Source organism: Deltaproteobacteria bacterium (genome assembly GCA_016183175.1).
Taxonomy (GTDB): domain Bacteria; phylum UBA10199; class UBA10199; order UBA10199; family SBBF01; genus JACPFC01.
On sequence record JACPFC010000026.1, the window covers coordinates 12987 to 29797 of the forward strand.

At 52.6% G+C, this 16811-nt stretch carries 17 protein-coding genes; all 17 read right to left on the reverse strand.

Features of this window, described 5'->3' with window-relative positions:
• Nucleotides 1-26: 26 nt before the first annotated feature.
• The 17 genes from HYU99_03070 to HYU99_03150 all read right to left on the reverse strand — a co-directional run bounded on the left by HYU99_03070 (nt 27) and on the right by HYU99_03150 (nt 16810).
• The gene (locus tag HYU99_03070; protein MBI2339337.1) at nt 27-1532 is read right to left on the reverse strand and encodes a B12-binding domain-containing radical SAM protein; all 1506 of its coding nucleotides are present in this window, start codon (nt 1530-1532) and stop codon (nt 27-29) included.
• 77 nt (nt 1533-1609) lie between these two features.
• On the reverse strand, nt 1610-3517 hold the full coding sequence (locus HYU99_03075) for a hypothetical protein (protein ID MBI2339338.1): 1908 nt from the start codon (nt 3515-3517) through the stop codon (nt 1610-1612).
• A 13-nt stretch (nt 3518-3530) separates the two neighbouring features.
• Entirely contained in the window at nt 3531-4253 is a 723-nt protein-coding gene (locus tag HYU99_03080) for an SDR family oxidoreductase (GenBank protein MBI2339339.1), read from the reverse strand.
• Nucleotides 4250-5146, reverse strand: a complete 897-nt coding sequence (locus tag HYU99_03085) for a radical SAM protein (protein ID MBI2339340.1) — start codon at nt 5144-5146, stop codon at nt 4250-4252. The genes HYU99_03080 and HYU99_03085 overlap by 4 nt, the downstream gene beginning before the upstream one ends.
• Nucleotides 5143-5844, reverse strand: a complete 702-nt coding sequence (locus tag HYU99_03090) for a class I SAM-dependent methyltransferase (protein MBI2339341.1) — start codon at nt 5842-5844, stop codon at nt 5143-5145. The genes HYU99_03085 and HYU99_03090 overlap by 4 nt, the downstream gene beginning before the upstream one ends.
• Complete coding sequence (locus HYU99_03095; protein ID MBI2339342.1) at nt 5841-6608, reverse strand: 3-deoxy-manno-octulosonate cytidylyltransferase; 768 nt, start codon at nt 6606-6608, stop codon at nt 5841-5843. Before HYU99_03095 ends, HYU99_03090 begins: the two co-directional genes overlap by 4 nt.
• Nucleotides 6605-8734, reverse strand: a complete 2130-nt coding sequence (locus tag HYU99_03100) for a hypothetical protein (GenBank protein ID MBI2339343.1) — start codon at nt 8732-8734, stop codon at nt 6605-6607. Before HYU99_03100 ends, HYU99_03095 begins: the two co-directional genes overlap by 4 nt.
• Nucleotides 8731-9684 carry a flippase-like domain-containing protein gene (locus HYU99_03105; protein ID MBI2339344.1) on the reverse strand — a complete coding sequence of 318 codons (954 nt, stop codon included), beginning with the start codon at nt 9682-9684 and terminating at the stop codon, nt 8731-8733. The genes HYU99_03100 and HYU99_03105 overlap by 4 nt, the downstream gene beginning before the upstream one ends.
• A 1-nt stretch (nt 9685) precedes the next feature.
• A complete protein-coding gene (locus HYU99_03110; protein ID MBI2339345.1) occupies nt 9686-10180 on the reverse strand; it encodes a hypothetical protein in 495 nt (164 codons plus the stop codon).
• Nucleotides 10177-10731, reverse strand: a complete 555-nt coding sequence (locus HYU99_03115; protein ID MBI2339346.1) for a hypothetical protein — start codon at nt 10729-10731, stop codon at nt 10177-10179. The genes HYU99_03110 and HYU99_03115 overlap by 4 nt, the downstream gene beginning before the upstream one ends.
• 13 nt (nt 10732-10744) lie before the next feature.
• Nucleotides 10745-11482, reverse strand: coding sequence for a glycosyltransferase family 2 protein (locus HYU99_03120; protein ID MBI2339347.1), 738 nt, complete (start codon nt 11480-11482; stop codon nt 10745-10747).
• Complete coding sequence (locus HYU99_03125; protein MBI2339348.1) at nt 11479-12375, reverse strand: class I SAM-dependent methyltransferase; 897 nt, start codon at nt 12373-12375, stop codon at nt 11479-11481. Before HYU99_03125 ends, HYU99_03120 begins: the two co-directional genes overlap by 4 nt.
• A 10-nt stretch (nt 12376-12385) precedes the next feature.
• Entirely contained in the window at nt 12386-13363 is a 978-nt protein-coding gene (locus HYU99_03130) for an alpha-ketoacid dehydrogenase subunit beta (protein MBI2339349.1), read from the reverse strand.
• A 5-nt stretch (nt 13364-13368) separates the two neighbouring features.
• The gene (locus tag HYU99_03135) at nt 13369-14478 is read right to left on the reverse strand and encodes a thiamine pyrophosphate-dependent dehydrogenase E1 component subunit alpha (protein ID MBI2339350.1); all 1110 of its coding nucleotides are present in this window, start codon (nt 14476-14478) and stop codon (nt 13369-13371) included.
• Nucleotides 14479-14499: 21 nt separating this feature from the next.
• Complete coding sequence (locus HYU99_03140; GenBank protein ID MBI2339351.1) at nt 14500-15054, reverse strand: HAD family hydrolase; 555 nt, start codon at nt 15052-15054, stop codon at nt 14500-14502.
• On the reverse strand, nt 15055-15924 hold the full coding sequence (locus tag HYU99_03145; GenBank protein MBI2339352.1) for an SDR family oxidoreductase: 870 nt from the start codon (nt 15922-15924) through the stop codon (nt 15055-15057).
• Nucleotides 15908-16810, reverse strand: a complete 903-nt coding sequence (locus HYU99_03150; GenBank protein ID MBI2339353.1) for a Gfo/Idh/MocA family oxidoreductase — start codon at nt 16808-16810, stop codon at nt 15908-15910. Before HYU99_03150 ends, HYU99_03145 begins: the two co-directional genes overlap by 17 nt.
• Nucleotide 16811 lies beyond the last annotated feature (1 nt).

Consider the following 16811-nt stretch of genomic DNA (forward strand, 5'->3'; position numbering starts at 1 on the left):
TTTTTTTTCAGGCGGCGAGATCCATGCTAACATTCGTTATAAAAGTACTTTTGCTTGTAGAGCTGGCCCAATTCCGCGAAAACCCTGTTGCCCTCATCGTCAAATTTTTCGGCTTTTCTGATGACCGGCCAATACTCTTTGGGCAGTTTCGCGTAAAGGGCAAAAGTCCGATGCAATGACTTGATTTCATTCCGCGACAACTGGGGCATGTTCAAAGGGGCATCCACGTTGATCGAGCCGAAGATAAAATCCTCCTCAACGTAACCCTTCTCCACGGCGATCTTTTGCAAAGGGGTGCCGTGGAAGGGGGCGAAGATGGAACAGTTTGTGGTATCCGTGATCAACTTCCGGTTCAACTCGATCGTGTCAAAAATAAGCTCACGCGTCTCGTCGGGAAACCCGATGATATTATTGACGGTAACCGGAATTCCTTCATCCGCAAGAATCCGCGTGCATTCGATGATTTTTTGATCGTCAAAATCCTTCCGGATCACCCGTCTCCGAAACTCGGCGTTTCCATGTTCCAGCCCCAGGGAAATCCGGTGCAATCCCGCCTCCCGGAGTTTTTTGGCCTTGTACCGATTGATCGTTTCAGGTCTTGTCTGAATCCAGAAGGGGAGTCTGAAATCCTTGTAAATTTCGATAAACTGATCGAATTCGGCATCCGATATGGCGAGGAAGGTATCGGAGGTGAAATAAACATACTCGGCATTCCACCGCTTGATCTGCCGCTTCAATTCTTCATGCAGGGCGGGGACGGTTTTCTTTCTGTAAAAATTCTCCGAATTATTTTCTTTGTACAGCGACACCATCGAGGGGGAGTTGCAAAAGGTGCAGAGGAAGGGGCATCCCCGGTTCGATTCGACCGGGACGGTCCGATAGACCTTGCCCGCCATCGGGCGGTAGAGCCGCTCGACCTCAAAGAGGCTGAAATCGGGGATCGGGAGCTTGCTGATGTCCACCAGGTGCCGCGTGTTGTTCTTGATGATCCCGCCGTTTCGCCGAATCCACAGGTTGCCGATTCCGGAGTAGTCCTCGCCGGCGGCCATCTTGCGAACCACCTCGACAAGCACATCCTCTCCCTCTCCAATGGCAACCATGCCGACATTTTTGTTCCGAAAGACGAGATGGGGGGCGTGTGTCGCGAACACCCCTCCCACCAACACCGGGATATCATAGGGTTCAATCGCCTTGAGCATCCGCAGGCACTCCGCATAGGTGCACTCAAGAACCGAAACCGCAATCAGGTCCGGCTGGAAGGCCTCCACCTTCTCGACGAGGTCCTCCTCCATGCGGGTGGTTTTCAGCCGTACCCCCTTTTCTCCCCAGTCAAAAGGGCGCACCTGCAGGGAATCCTGCTTGGATTTATCGGAACTTACCTTCTTGTCCGGATCGGGATAGAGAGTGGAATCGAAAAGATCGACTTCGCATCCCTCCTGCTTCAAGAGGGCGGTAAAAATCCCGATCGAAATCGGTGCGGGATTCATCATTTCACTGTTGGGATAAAGGAAAAGTATCTTAAAAGGTCTCATGGGTTGGATATCACCCCTTGAAAACGAAAACGATAATCCATCGAATACACCACAAACGACTTATAGCATTAAATAACTCAATGGGGCATGTCAAGCGTCATGTGGGTTTGAACTTTTCCGTAAAACGGACCGAAACCATCTTCATCTTCAATGAAGACGTCCATCGTCTCGCCGGTCGGTTCTGTAAAGTAGTCCTGTAAAACCTGTTCCCCGATTTTCCGAAAACACTCCGGGTCGTCTTTCAGCCTTGAATTGATTGTGAGCAATTGATCCCTCATTTCTTCAGGAGTATTAATCGGGGCCAGGGGATAAGCGGTTGCCGCCATCGGATCGAAAAAGAAGGAGTTGTCGGGAATGACCCGCAGGACAGGTATTCCCATGGCGGCCCCCTCGAGCACAGTGATTGAAAGGCCGATGGTGATGAGGGCATGGGCCCCTGGAAGCCAGTCCTGGATTTTGCCTTCATCCGCGAATTCATAGCGGTTCATCCCTGTTCTCCGGAGAAACTCGATCACTTTTTTCCGGGGGAGAACAGGATGGTTTCGGAAATACACCTTGTATTCGGCGAGCGGCTTGAAGGCGCGGCTCGTTTTATCGATCAGCTCAAACGCCTTGCTCGGATTCGGTTCTCCCGGCAGGGAGACCAGAAGCATTTTCTCTTTCATTGTGCTTCCCTTCGGGGCGGGTGGTTCGGTTGCGGAGGCGGTTCGGTATCTTAAACTGGGTCCCTTGAAGAGCATGTCGGGAGGGAAGCCGGCATTTCGAAACAATCGGGAGTAGGCGGGTCCGCTGCAGATAATCTTGTCGGGAAGGGGATGGCGCCGCCATTCCCGGGGTGCAAGATGATAGGCCAGCTGGTTTGGAAAAAACGTCGTATGCTGGAAGGCGATAATCCTGGAATCCGGAAAATATTTGCGGCACGAGAGAATAAACGGTTTCTCCGGGGCGTTGTTTTCAAAGGCGTAGAAAAACCGGTCGATCTCACAGTTTTGCTCCTTCAATTTTTTTAAAAGCGGCGAACAAAGATTCATGACGAGAAGAGAGGGTGAAAGATCGCCCTTCAGGGCCTCATTGTAGAGCGGCGCGATGTCGGTCTTGTCCAATTCCGCTCTTTTGACGGTTTTCCCTGTCTCCCGCAACGCCCTCCAAAGGGCCTCGAGGTAATCCACGAATCCCAGGTAATGGTAAGGCACCAAAAATTTATCATTTTGGCCGCCGAGTAGCATGAGAAGTTTCTTTTTTCCCATCGGGATGTTGAAGAACATGGGGAGAGTCCAGACCTCAAAGCCTTTTGAGCGCAACCACGCCGGCAGGGAACCGAAATTTCGATCCGAAAAACGGCCGTCTTTGCCGAAATTTCCCAGGGTAACCCAGCTTCTTAACAGGATCCTTTTTCCATCCGATTTCTTCCGGATCGGGAGCGGTCGAAGGAATTTTTTTGTGGCCCGGTGAAATCGAAAGCATTCCCATAGATAATAAGCGCACTTCGCCAGGTTGTTGAGTCGGGGCTGTGCCCGAGCCCATATCTTGTCGGCCCAGCCCCACTCGTTTTCAACTTCATATCCCCTTGCCCTTGCAAACTTCTCTATGCCCATCGAAAGGGAGAGGCTTTTGGTGATAAAGATGAGATTGGAGGAAGACATCCCGAGAATTTTTTTGGCGGCGAAAAGAAAAACCACATTCAAAATGAGGGGAGTCGATGCGACATTTCTTGAAGAAACATTATTGCTCCACCAGTCTTGAGAGCCGAATTCAATGTTAATTTGAGCGAGCAACTCAAGCAAAGGTTCTTTTATTTCCTGCAGGGTCTGATCGAAGATTCCGGAGAGATTTCTTGGCTGAATTTTGCTTCCAATCCCGTCTCTCAACTTCGTCCACCGGACATAATCATCAACTAGGAAATAACACAGGGCCTCTTCGTGACGGCCCCTTTTGAGGAATGACAAGGCCTTTCCAAGGGGTATGATCGTCAGATTCCTGGGCATCTTTTTGGTGATTTTATTCTCCCCCCGCCGCTGTCAGGGTTGAACCCGCAATGTAGCCGCTTTTTTCGGCGATCAGGAAGAGTATCGCATGGGCGATCTCGTCCGGCTCCGCCATCCGTTTGAGGGGAATCAGATTGATCCGTTCCTCCAGATTCTTTTTTGGAACGGAGGTGTGCATCTTGGTGTTTGTCACTCCGGCGCGCAGGGAATTCACGGTGATGTGATAAGGAGATCCGGCGCGTTGCAGGGTCCGGGTCAGCGCCTCCAGGGCCGCCTTGGAAATGGCGTAGTGGGCCGTTTGCGAGCCGCCCCCGAATTTGATGCCGATGCTGGAGATGTTGATAATCCGGCCCCAGCGCCGTTCCATCATTCCCGGCAGGACCCTTTGCGCCAAAAGGAACGGGACCTTCAGATTGACGCGCAGGACATCGTCAAGGGCCTTTTCCGTGAGGGAGACAAGGGGGGCCGGATCCGGAATGACGGCGGCATTGTTGATCAGGATGTCGATCCCATGGCCGATCTTTTCAACCTCTCTCCAGAGCTCGGCGGCGCTCCCGGGCGCCAGAAAATCCTTCCGGATCAAAAAAAGGCGCTCCGGATGCTCTTCCTTTTGTTGAAGGAGTTCCGGCGAGGAACTATGGTAATGAGCGATCACCCGATAACCTTCTTTAAGAAGTTGCCGGACCGAAGCGAGTCCGATTCCCGAACCCGCGCCCGTAATGAGCACCGTTTTCATTTTTGGCGGTTATGGAAATGATCCCAGGCGAGGTAATTTTCTTCACCCATGATCGTGCCGATGACATCACATTTGTTGCAGGGATTAAAACTGCGGTCGCTCTTGCCGAGGGTTTCCCGAATCACTTCAAGGCGGCGGCTGCGCCAAAGATCCCAAAAAGACGACCGGGTCAGATTGCCGACGACAACGGACTTCGACCAGTCGTGTGTGCAGAGGAGCATGTTGCCGTTATGGTCTATGAGAGAGAGATAGTGGGGGTAAAAGCAGGGATGCGCCAGGGGAAGGGGGGTCCTTTTATCTTCTTCCGATTTGTACTCTTCGATATCAGCCAGCCCCGCCCGGTTTGAAAAAGTAATGCCCATATTCCCGTTTTCCCTATAGCGGCGTCGCAGAATGAACTGTTCATCCCGCAAACGGCAGGCCTCTTTCAGACGCAGGAATTTTTCTATTTGATGGGGGCCGTCATACATACTGACGCTCAAAAGGTCGAGGCCGGCGGCAAAGATTGAATGGAGGCGCTCCCCGGTCAAACGATCGCCGTTGGTAACGACTTCGACGCCTGCCCTCACATGGCGTTTGGCCGTGGAGATCAGCTCCTCCAGTTTCTTGTGAAGGAGCGGTTCACTGAAAGCCGAAAAGACAATCCGCGAGTCAAAATCGATCTCGGCCAGATCCCTCATGATCTTTTCAAAAAGGGGGACTTCCAGAAATTCGTTGGTATTTGGGAACACTTGGGGATCGGAACGGGGGCAGAAACCGCATGTCCTGTTGCAGAGGCCCGTCAGATTGAACTCAACGATGGCGGGCTTGGGAAAGCCATCCACCGTTTTCACGTTTTTCCTGACGATCTCTTTCTTGCGGTCAATATGCGGATCGAGAAAACGTTCCATCATATCGCTTTTAATCGGGACATAATCACGTCATTGGTCTTGCTTCCGATCCAGACCTGATTCGGTGATTTTTGAAAGGGATACCATGATCCCGTCGGGATAAACATCCGGAACGGGAAAGACTCCAATCCCACCTGGTAATGTTCCTTATGGGCATCGTGAAGAATCACGACCCCGTTATCCCGAACAATTTCCCTGGCTGTCTGAAGGCATCTCCTTCTGAAGCGGGCGTCGATGAAGACGACATTAAAATCCCTTTTAAGCTGTTTCGGAAAATCGATGTAGGATTTTTCGGAATCCGATTGCGGGGCAAAGGCTCCACTGGCGAGGGGCAATCTTCCCCAACCCGATTTTTCCCAAAAAGGCTGAAACTCTTTCAGATATAACTTGACGCAGGAATCGAGCCCCCTGGCCTTTACTATTTTCTTGATCTCTTCATGCCAAATCCGGTTGCTGTCAATCGAATGCCACTCAAAGGGAATGCCTTTTTTCCTCAAATAGTCGGCGTAATAGATGCTGCTGAACCCGCTTCCCCATTCGAAGATCGACAGGACATCGACGTTGAGATGATCGAGTATTTTTTTGAACAACCGGCGATCCTGTTTCGTTTGTGCCGGAAGCTTTAGCCGTCCGTAGACAAACAGTTTGAGGCCAAAGTACAGTTCCTGTAATTTTCTTCCAAGTCGGTTTAGGCGATTCATTTTTGATATCTCAAAAAAAGCGCATCCTTCTCCATAACGGCGCAGACGACTTCACGATCGCTTGGTGTGTCCACCGCATAGGTCTTGAATGGCGAGAGGACGGCCTTGATCGGGACACGATGCTCGATAAAACGCATCATGTCAACGGATTCGGCGATCTCAAGGGGGGTCTGTTTCATCTTCGAATATTTCACGACAACCTCTTTCCTTAACCCGTAAATTCCCAGTTGCTTGTAATGTTGACGGGTCGCTCCATCGGGAATGGGAAGCCTGGAAAAATAGAGGACAAAGTTGTCGGGATCGGAAACCGTCTTGACGTTATTTCTGTTCCGGATCTCATCTTCGCTCTCCAACAGTTCGATTAAATTGACGCAGGAGACCTGTTCATCCTCTGAAAACGGTTGGATCAGGAGATCGAGCGCCGCCGGGTTCAAGAGGGGTTCATCCCCCTGAATCACCAGGACGACGTCAAATTCTTTTCCCTCATCGAGGAGCTTCCCGCATGCCTCCGCAATCCGCTCGGTGCATCTCTCATGTTTGTCGGAGGTCATAACGACGTCCGCGCCGAAATTCATGGCCGTTTCCCGGATCTCCCGGTCGCAGGTCACGATAAAAACCGAGGCGACCTTCTTGTTCATCCTCGTCCTTTGCCAAACGTGTTCGATCATGGTTTTACCACAGATATCGGCCAGGGGTTTGCCCGGAAAGCGTGTCGAGGCCATACGGGCGGGAATCATGGCGATGACCTGTTTTTCTTTGCTCATACCGCAGGGCCGCAGATCACCGCCGGCGTGTCCCCATCCAGTTTCACTTTTCCCTCGTTTCTCCGTTTCCGATTGGTTCCAAAGGAAACATAGGAAACTTCAAGGGCCCCGGGGACCAATGTTTGGAACGAGACCGTCCGCCCTGCATCCAGGGTGCCGTAGATTCCAAAGTCATCCGGGGACTCGCTCTGCAGATCGTGTCCGACGTTTCCTATCCAATAACGGCACGGCATTCCGGCAGTGGTGAGCGAAACCGGAGTTCCCTTGATCCGCCCTGCCTCCCTCGCGCCACGTGTTGGTTCCGGCATTCCATCCGCTTCCACTTCTATCAGCTCCAGTCGGGTTCCGGACCCGTGAAAGGAGACGCTCAAATCGTTAACCGGGGAGAGGTCGTTGGTTTCGAATACGGTCCTGCCTTCGCCCGCATCGGGGAAAGCATGCATTGTAACGGTGCGTCCCCCGTAAAATACCTGATCGACGTTCTGAAGCTTTCCCTTGAAGGTCAGGGAAAATACAAGTCTGCCGTCTCCGAGCCACGACAGATCGGGAAAATGTAGCGTCCATCTCCCCTGGGATGCATAGGGGATGACGGAGGCCCGCAGAATTGTGCCGTGATGAGGTTCGGGGAAAATCCGGGAGAAAAGATTCTCTCCCTTGACCAAAAATGCCGTTTCACCCTCTTCCCCCCGCGTGAAGAAGGGGCGGAAAGCGCCAAACGGCCGGCCTTCCACATTGCCGTAGAATTCCATGTTCATATTCTTGAAGAGAAGCTGTCTGTATTGAGGATACATCCACAATCCCGGTTCCTTGTGATAGATCTTGTTCCCCATCCAAAAAGCCATCGGGTGCATGAGGGGTTCGGCCTCCGGAAGCCGGACAACGACGATTCTGTCCGTCGCCTCGTTCAAGGCGCGATAGGCGGCCTGGGATGATTCGAAGGGACGCCTGTAGTACTTTTCGGCCCTGTCAAAAGGTCGAACGGCCTCATTGAGTACGGCAAACATCATGATCAACGCCACCGCTGTTTTTATGGAGGCCTTTTGAGAGAGGAGATCCGCCAGCACCATGCAGAGAATGGTCCCGGGGAGGGTCCACATCCCCGGTTCTGCGCGGCCCGTGTACATCACGCAGGCGAGCATGGAGAAAAAACCGAGCAAAAGAATTTTTCCTGTCGGGGAGAGAGAGGGCAAACCACGGCGCCGGACCCGAGCCAATCCCCAGACGATCGCCGTCAGCGTCACGGCCCCGGCCGCGACCTGGATCGCCGGTGACCGCTTTGCCACAAACTCGGCGATGCCGAAACACCAGATCGACATTTGATAAGCCGCTATTTTTGCATAATGGAGGGCATGGGTAGCCCACCCTCCGGTTGCGACCAGCCCCGCCCGCGACGACGGGATTGGCGTCCCGTATAACCAAATGTGCGTCATGAGGTAAGGGAGAAACAAAACCGTCATCAGGCCTGCGATCCGCGCCAATTCCTTTATCTTCTTCGGACGGGAGATTTCTTTTTTCCAAATCATGCACAACGCGTAGAGGGCGAGCAACGGCATCGCCACGAACGCGCTCTCAAAGGAAAAAGTCAGCAGGAGATAACAGATTGCAAAACCCGATAAATCGACTTTCCGTTCTCCTTTAAGAAACCGATGCAGGAAAAATAAAGACCACAGGGGCGCCATCATATGAAGAGTGGGAGCTCCGGGGAGGATCATGTTCCGCCAGGTCATCGAAAGATCGAAGGTCACAAGGAGGAAGAAGAACAAAAGGACCCGCCTGCTTTTCCAAAGGGAGCCTACCACTATCAGACTGCTCATTACAAAGGCGAGATAGAGAAGCTTGGCCGCGACATTCAAAACGACTGTAGGATCCGGGGAAAACAATGCGCACAGGTAGCCGAATAAATTGTTGAGAGGGGAGAGGTGATCCTCTCCCAGAAAACCGGCAACAAGCGCCGTCGCGAATCCGCCAGGGGAGGCTTGGGCCATAAACCTCCCAACCGGCCAGAGGTAGACGACGCCATCGTCTCCCAAAGGAAGAAGGTATTGAGAGGCGCGCCATAGGTAGAAGATCTGAAAGAGGGCAATGACGGCGAAGAGGCTTCGATAGCGTGCTTGAGGACCGATCACGCCGCCTCTCTTAACCGGAAGGATTTGATTCCAAGACCCGTTCTCATCATAATCAAGAGTGCGCCCAGCGTTGAGGGAATGTATTGGATCATATGGAGGACGATCGCCGCCGCCAGGGCCTCTTCTTTGTCAATTCCGAAATGGGTCAAAGGGGCCACGATGGAAGCCTCGTAAACTCCAATGGCTCCCGGGGAAGAGGGAAGGGCCATGCCGAGGGAAGAAATTAAGACGACCGTCAAAATTTGTCCGAAATCGAGGTCCAGCCCCGCAATTCCCCATAAAACGAGGTAAGGCACACTCACAAAAAAAACCCAGACAAAGAGGGCATAGACAAAAAGGGATAATAGAAACCTGAGATGAAAATGAGTTTGGACCTGCTTTAGGAATTCGGTGATGAATGAAGTCAGAAACTTGGGCTTGATCACTTTAAGAAATCTGATGGAGGCATCAGGCCATCTTTTATTCAAGATTAAGAGGCACCAAATGCCGGCCATGGGGCCAAGAAGGGTCAAAGCGATCCGGACGTCCCGAATGAAGAAGGCGGCATGAATCGTGGCGAGAAGAAAAATGGAGTGCAGATCAGAAAACCGCTCCCAGAAAACGATATTCAGGCCGCGGCTGATCGGGATCCCAACTTCTCTTTTCAGATAGACTCCCTTTGCCAATTCTCCAAGTCTTGCGGGAAGGATATTGTTCATGCCAAGACCCAGCATGACTGTTTTGAAGGAGTGGAGAAAACCGGCTTTTTTCTGACTCAAAAAATTGATCCGAAGGGCAGGCAGGGAGAGGACCCCCAAGAGATACACTTGGGCCGCCACCAGAAAAACCGGATTGAAATTTCCAAAGACGATCCCAAGACGACCCAGATCGACCTTCCAAAAGGCATAGAGGAGGCAGAGGACAACCAGGGAGAGGCGTAGCAGGAGTCCAAGAACCTTTTTGGGAATCATTTTATCCGCCCGACCCCAGCTTCCAAAGATTTTTTAAAAAAAGAAAACAGCGTGCGACAAACCGCCCTTTCGATGAAAGCAGATAGTGTCCATTCTCTTCGGTAAGATAGCCATTCGCTCTCATGGTATGGAGCCGGCCTCCGACAAGGTTTTTCGAGACGAACCGCTCTCGCAACTGATTGACAGGATACCGTTGTTCCGGAGCGGTCTGGACCAGGATCAACGATTGGAGCGACAGGGAGGTATCCATGGCGTAGTAAAACGGCATGTAGAGTATGAAAAGACACAGAATCGTCAGCCACCCCCAGAGGAGCGGCATCACGAGGTCGCTTTGAAGAAGCAACATCGTTGAAGCTAAATGGCCAAGCAGGGCAATGAGAAGAAGACCGATGATGAACTTGGCGCGCGGGACCGCAGGATTGATATTAAAATAGATCAGGTGCCCCATGAAAAATATCGCAAACCAGATGAGGGCCGACGCCAGAGCCGACGTCATGCGTGACCTGCCGGAGAAACCGCAGGGAATTTGAACCAACGGCGTAGTCGGCTGAAAAGGACAGCGGCCCTTTTTCCCTTTTCCGTGTTGGAAACGGATCCGTCTCCAAGGAGCAGGAGGCCCTGGGATACCATTCCCTGAATTCTTTTTTTATACATCCAATCAATTCCCCGACCTTGACTGTAACCGGTCATGATCTCGTCGAGACTCATCCTCCCCGAGGGGTTCTCGTACAGGTCAATCAAGATGCGAAGCGAAAACCCCCGATCCGCAAGATTGTATAATTGGAGAATACCGCCAAAAAAACCGGCGCTGTACAGAAAGATTGAAAATGCAACGGCAATCCAGTGATCCATGGGAATCATGCTGAAAGGCAGGACACACAGGTCAGGCGAAATTAAATAATAAAGAGCCGGAACGAGAGGCAAGAGGGCGAGATGGCTGAATGTCATCATCCGGGCCCTCTTCCCGGTCGGAAAGAGGCGTAGGCGAATGGTAATGACGGCAAAACAGACGATTTCCGCCGCGAGTGCGGCAACAATAGGGCGCATGGTTTACGGCAGTCTAATCCGGCGTGGAGGCAATTCCATTCTGAAAGCGCCTCAAAACCTGCAATTCAAAAAAGAGGCGGATGACGGTGGCCAGAACGTTTTGGATATTTTTCACGCTGACTGCCTTCGACGAACGGGCGGTCTGCTCGTCAATCGGAAGCTTGAGCTGAATGACGGAAAAATCCTGGAACAAGGCCTTGAGCATCAATTCTGCCTGAAATGCAAATCCGGTCGAGTTCACCCTGGTCGTCCGCAGAAACTCGATAGGATAGATCGTCAGACCGTTGAAGTACTTCATCCGTCTGTTGAATAGAAAATTGAGCGCCAGGGTAAATAGTCGCGAAATAATCCGTCGTCCCCAGCCGCGGACCTCTGGATTGCTGGCATAGGATGTCACGATATCGGCCTTGGCCATGCTTCCAAAAAGCGCCAACAGGGATTCATACGGCCAGGAGTTATCCGCGGGGATGTAGACCAGATAATCCTTGGAGGCCTGAAGAATCCCCCGTGTGTAGCTGGCTCCCAGCCCCAGATTGCCGGGATTGTCGAATGAGCGGACGCATGGATCCGAGCCGCCCAAGCCTCGCGCCACTTCGTCCGTCCCATCCGTGCTCCCGTCATTAATGATAATGACCTCGTAGTCGGTGAGCGATGCGGCGGCCAGAGCCTTCTTTAACCGATCCACCGTGGCGGCGAGATGCCGGCGCTCGTTTAACGCCGGCACAACGATGGAAAGCGATTGCTGTCTCATAACGGGCGGCGAGCCACGATGCCGATGTTCCCCAAAGGGATCGTCAACGGGACCCTTCCCAGACCGGATGTTTTCAGGACCCCCGCCGCCATGCGTCGAACAACCTGGGGAACCCCGGGGGCTCGACTGGCAAAAAAATCAAGCGAATAGCAATTAGAGGTGGAAACAACCTTCAAGACCTCAAAACCGTGATTGGCAAAGAGGGCCCCCAATGTCCGCTTCGAGAAATAATAGAAATGATAGAGGTTGAATGGCGGAAAGCGCCCACCCAGGATCCGCCCCAAAAGCGATTCAACATTGTGCACCACGGCCATCATCACCCCGCCCGGTTTCAAGTCACACAGCGCCTTGGCCAGCACCACCCGGGGGTCGACCAGGTGATCGAGCACGTGGATCATCACCATAAAATCGAAAGAGGACGACGGGTAGGACGTCTGTTCGTAAAACTGGTCAGAGAGGACTGCATCCTTTATATGGGCGGCCAGCTGGCGCGCCGCCGGATTTGGTTCCAGGCCATGAACCTCCTTGAAACCGTCCTTGGCCGCTTCCTCCAGGATGAAGCCCCGATCACAACCGACGTCCAACATCCGGTGGCGACCGTCGAGAAAGGGTTGGGCCAAACGGTAATACCGCCGCATGGTACGTTGAACATTGGTCTCTTCACCCGGCGCGATGTTCGTTTCAGAAGAATCCCGATAGAGCTTGACAACTCCTTCCTCATCAAGGATCGGACTGGCCCTCAGTAACCCACAGTGAGTGCAACGATTGATCTGATAGTGAGCTGAATAGGGGTTAAACGAGGCCATGCTTGACGGATTCTGCTGGAGAGTGGAGTTGTAAACCACCTCGCAGTGCTCTTTTCCACAGGTCGGACACGATGGAATATCTCGCATAGGGGGTAACTTATTCTAAAGATGCCTTTCGTACAACTTGTACCATGCGGGCTTCATCGGGGTAATACTCCTTCTCCAGAGGGGCGCTCATCGGCGTATGGCTGTCCGGGAAGCAGATTCTCTGCGGGTTGGCGAGCAATTTGTCGCCGAGCCGTTCCGAGACCAGAGCGATGATTTCCGCCGCGACACTGACCGATCTCCAGGCCGGGTCGGCGACCACCAACCTTTTCGTCTTCGACACAGACTCACAAACGGTGCCGTCGTCCAAGGGAGAAAGCGTCCTCAAATCAACGACCTCGACGTCAATGGATTCCGATGCAAGCTGGTCCGCAGCCCGGAGCGCCATTGGGACCATCGACCCGATGGCAACGAGAGTGACATCCTTTCCCCTCCGCCTCACGTGGGCATGACCGAATCGCACACGGTAGGGCGCCTCCGGGACATCTTCCGTCATGCTGTAGAGCGATCGGTGTTCGATAATCATGACGGGATCCTCGCCAAAGATGCTTTCGAGCAACAGTCCTTTGGCGTCGTAAGCGGTTGCCGGGACGGCAACCTTCAGGCCCGGAAGATGGGCGAACCAGGCATGGAGACTTTTGGAATGTTGCGGACCCTGTCCCCACCCCTTGCCGACGATGGCACGGATGGTGACGGGCAGATTTGAATGTCCGTTGGATTTAAAGCGCATGAGTGACAACCAATTCACAATGGCATCCAGCGAGTACATCATGAAATCGATGCGCTGGTGGACAATGACCGGACGCATCCCGACCAGAGCCGCGCCAATGGCCGCCGAGGTCATCAACCCCTCGGAGACCGGGAAATCCTGAACCCGCTCGGGCCCAAAACGTTCGACCAAACCGGTTGTTGTTCCGAAAACTCCCGATTTGTAGTCAACGAGCTGACCGAGCACCATGACATCGGGGCTTAGCTCCATCGCCTGAGTCAGGGCCTGATTGATCGCTTTACCGAAGGTTTGTGGAGGCATTTTAATTAATAAGGTCCCGGAATTGTGTCGGCCTGATTCTGATTAAATTCCTTTAATTCACAATCCTTCAGAAGTTGATCCGCAAGCGGGCTTCCCCGGCTGTAATTGAGTTTTGACCATTCGGCATTTCCGGGAAATGGGCTCTTCTTTGCAAATTCAAAGGATGCCGCAATCTCGCTATTGATCTTCTTAAGGATTTTCTCCTTCTCGGGGGCCGACAAGAGATTCTGTTCAACCATCCTCTCTTCGAGAAGGGAGATCGGACAATTTTGTTGCCAAAAATCGAATTCTTCCTTCGGGCGGTAACCCACGTAGCTGTCATCCTCCGGACCGACATGGCTGTTCATCCGGTAGGTAAAAGCCTCCAAAAAATAGGGGCCGCGGCCAGCGCGCGCCCCTTCGACCATCTCCCTGAGCATGGAGGTGCAGGCCATCACGTCGTTGCCGAAGACTGTCCGGGCGGTGACGCCAAAGGTAGCCACCCGCTCACTGATATTTTCACTGGCCATCCGTTTGAATTGCGGGGAATAGGTGGAGTAGCGATTGTTTTCGCAGACGAAAACAATCGGCAGTTTGTGAAGGGCGGCGTAATTCAGGCCCTCCCAAAAGACTCCTTCGTCTGAGGCGCCGTCCCCGAAACCGGCCACCGCAACATGCTTCTTCTTCTGCCGCTGGAAGCCCAAAGCGGCGCCGACCGCCAACGCGGTTGCCCCGGAAAGAATTGCGCCGCTGCAAAAATTGACCGACGGCATGGAGAGATCCTGAGAACCGGCCAGTCCGCCGCTTGCGCCGGTGGCCTTGCCGTACATCTCGGCAAAGAGGGAATTCATCGGCCCCCCCTTTGCCAGATAGAACCCGTGGGTTCGATGATGGCTGAAAAGATAGTCTTCAGGTTTTATAACCACGGAGAGGGCCGCCGGAACGGCCTCCTGCCCGATACAGAAATGAATGGGGCATTTCATTTCATCGGCGGGATGATATTCCGCGATGAGGGCCTCCTCGCACCGTCGAAGGCGAAGCATGAAACGATGCAGGTTCTTCACAACCCCCGGATCGGCGTCTTTGAGGGAGAGCTCGCGATAGCGGCCCATTTTCAAAATTGTTTCGTGATTCATCGTCATGACCGGAGATCCTTGTTAATTCAACTGAACAGTACGGTATTCTTGACGTTCGATTGATTGAATCGTTGTAACGGCGACTTTAATGTCCTTGACCCGGTGGGTGACCTTAACATCCTTATTGTAGCTACCGTCAATCAAAATCGTCCTGCAACCCGCGGCCTTACCGGCTTCCATGTCCTTCCAATTGTCGCCTATGAGATAGGATCTGTCCAAACCGACCGCCCACCGATGAGCCAGATCCAGCAACATCCCCGGTTTGGGTTTTCGGCAGAGACAGTGGTGACTGTCGTCGTGCGGACATATGAGGATTTCCCGGATGGGGAGGGAATCCATGATTTTTTTGTTCATCTTCTCGACCATGACAGCCTTCACGCGCCCTTTGGCGATATCAGGCTGGTTGGAGACGACGAAGAGGAGATACCCCATCTGGGACAATTCTCTGAGCGGTTTCTCGATCCCGGGAATGAATTTGAACTCCTCCAGGCTCCAGGGCGCAATCGGCTTCGAACTCCCCCGGAATACCACCTCGTTAATGACCCCGTCCCGGTCAAGAAATACGGCCCTGTTCATTTAGAGATCCGTCAACCTGACGCGCAACTCGTCCTTCGGATCCAAATTGACAAGATTCATCCGTCGCAGGGTATACAAGTCCGAATTCATGATTTCCTTGATGGAGGCCCTGAAAACATCGGCGCCCCATTTGTCGAAGCTGGCGCTGATTGTTTTTCCGCTGAGTCCATTGGATTCCGGTGATATGAGAAACAGGATGCACTTTACGACCAGATCCAGGGGGACGGATCCCTTCTTCATCTTTTCCCGGGTAAAACGGTAATAGCCCTCGCCGACGACCTCCTCGCCGGCTTCTAATGTCGCCCGGTGAATGTCTGTTGCCACAAAACCCGGTGCAACACAGTTTATCTGGACGCCCAGGCCCGCCAGTTCCTCGGCACTATTTTCCGTAAAACGCACGACGGCGGCCTTGGAAATGGCATAAGCGCTGTAATTGGGAAAATTGCCAAAGGCCCCGCCTCCCGCAAAATTCAGAATTTTTTTAATTTTTGATTTAAGGAGAAGGGGGAGGAGATGTTTTGTGACAAGATAGGTGCCATACACATTGATCTCAAACGTTTCCTTCCATTTTTTCGAATCGGTCCTGTCAAACCGTCCGATTTCCCCCTGAAGTCCGGCGCAGTTGATGAGGACATCAAGCGCATCAAACTGCTTGCCGACAAAATCGGCAAAAGTGGCGACGCTGTTTTCATTCGAAACATCGCAAACATGGTGGCGGATGCCGCTGTTCGTTGAGGCGACCTGCTCCAGTCGTTCTCTCCTTCGACCGCAGATGATCACGGAATGGCCGAGGGTGCTGAGATGCTTGGCCAGAGCGGCTCCAATGCCGGAGCCGCCTCCCGTGATCAGTATTTTAAGGGTTTGAAGCAAGTGATCGGATCGATTCGGAGATATAGAGATCGTTGTGATAGGACGATCTTCCGAGGGCAGTCATCTCTTCAAAAAACTCAATGTCTCTCTTCCAGGTTTCATCGGGACCGGAAAAAGAAAAAGTTTCCTCCCTCGGAACGCCGCTTGGAAATATCCGCTCTCTCCGAATGACCCGGCTTCCGCCCCATTTGTTCAGGCCGGCAACATGGAGCGAGCCTTTGCTTCCAAAGATGTCGATCTCAAAAGTGTTCTTCCACATGAGGGTGCTACAGAGAAAGTGGAGGCGGCCGTCCCGGCTGACAAACGAGCACGAATCCCACGTTTTGGCTTCACAGTGAATTCCTGAAGTGATCCGGTATTGAAGAGGATTTCCCGCGAAAAAAAAGGCGGCAAAATCGAGCAGATGGCAGCCGAGATCCTCCAAAACTCCGCAATCGACGTCTCTCCATGTATTGGCGATGTTTTGAACCGTTCCGTTCCCATAGACAAACCTGGCGAAATAGAACTCACCAAGGGTTTTTTCCTCAAGAAGCTGTTTTAATTTCATCACGGAAGGTTCAAAACGGTGATTATAGGAGGTATACCAGACAACGTTGTTGGCAATCGCCTGGGCATGCAGTTTTTTTGCCATCGACTCGTTTTTGAACAGGAGGGGCTTTTCCAGAAGAACGTGCTTCTTTTTTCCCAGGAGATATTCAAGAATTTCCATTTTTACCGCGTTCGGAACGGCGAGAACGGCCGCGTCAAAGGTGTCCGGAGGAACATCCTTGCAGGACTTGTAATCCGCGTCCTTTTCAAAAGGATCAACCACGGCGGCGCACTTATCCTTGAGCGCCTGTCTTCTTTTTTTGCCGATGTTTCCGTTGCCGACAACGATGTATTTCATT

Coding starts and splice junctions, on each gene's coding strand:
- HYU99_03070 (MBI2339337.1), bottom strand. CDS start 1,532: ATGAGACCTTTTAAGATACTTTTCCTTTATCCCAACAGTGAAATGATG.
- HYU99_03075 (MBI2339338.1), bottom strand. CDS start 3,517: ATGCCCAGGAATCTGACGATCATACCCCTTGGAAAGGCCTTGTCATTC.
- HYU99_03080 (MBI2339339.1), bottom strand. CDS start 4,253: ATGAAAACGGTGCTCATTACGGGCGCGGGTTCGGGAATCGGACTCGCT.
- HYU99_03085 (MBI2339340.1), bottom strand. CDS start 5,146: ATGATGGAACGTTTTCTCGATCCGCATATTGACCGCAAGAAAGAGATC.
- HYU99_03090 (MBI2339341.1), bottom strand. CDS start 5,844: ATGAATCGCCTAAACCGACTTGGAAGAAAATTACAGGAACTGTACTTT.
- HYU99_03095 (MBI2339342.1), bottom strand. CDS start 6,608: ATGAGCAAAGAAAAACAGGTCATCGCCATGATTCCCGCCCGTATGGCC.
- HYU99_03105 (MBI2339344.1), bottom strand. CDS start 9,684: ATGATTCCCAAAAAGGTTCTTGGACTCCTGCTACGCCTCTCCCTGGTT.
- HYU99_03110 (MBI2339345.1), bottom strand. CDS start 10,180: ATGACGTCGGCTCTGGCGTCGGCCCTCATCTGGTTTGCGATATTTTTC.
- HYU99_03115 (MBI2339346.1), bottom strand. CDS start 10,731: ATGCGCCCTATTGTTGCCGCACTCGCGGCGGAAATCGTCTGTTTTGCC.
- HYU99_03120 (MBI2339347.1), bottom strand. CDS start 11,482: ATGAGACAGCAATCGCTTTCCATCGTTGTGCCGGCGTTAAACGAGCGC.
- HYU99_03125 (MBI2339348.1), bottom strand. CDS start 12,375: ATGCGAGATATTCCATCGTGTCCGACCTGTGGAAAAGAGCACTGCGAG.
- HYU99_03130 (MBI2339349.1), bottom strand. CDS start 13,363: ATGCCTCCACAAACCTTCGGTAAAGCGATCAATCAGGCCCTGACTCAG.
- HYU99_03135 (MBI2339350.1), bottom strand. CDS start 14,478: ATGAATCACGAAACAATTTTGAAAATGGGCCGCTATCGCGAGCTCTCC.
- HYU99_03140 (MBI2339351.1), bottom strand. CDS start 15,054: ATGAACAGGGCCGTATTTCTTGACCGGGACGGGGTCATTAACGAGGTG.
- HYU99_03150 (MBI2339353.1), bottom strand. CDS start 16,810: ATGAAATACATCGTTGTCGGCAACGGAAACATCGGCAAAAAAAGAAGA.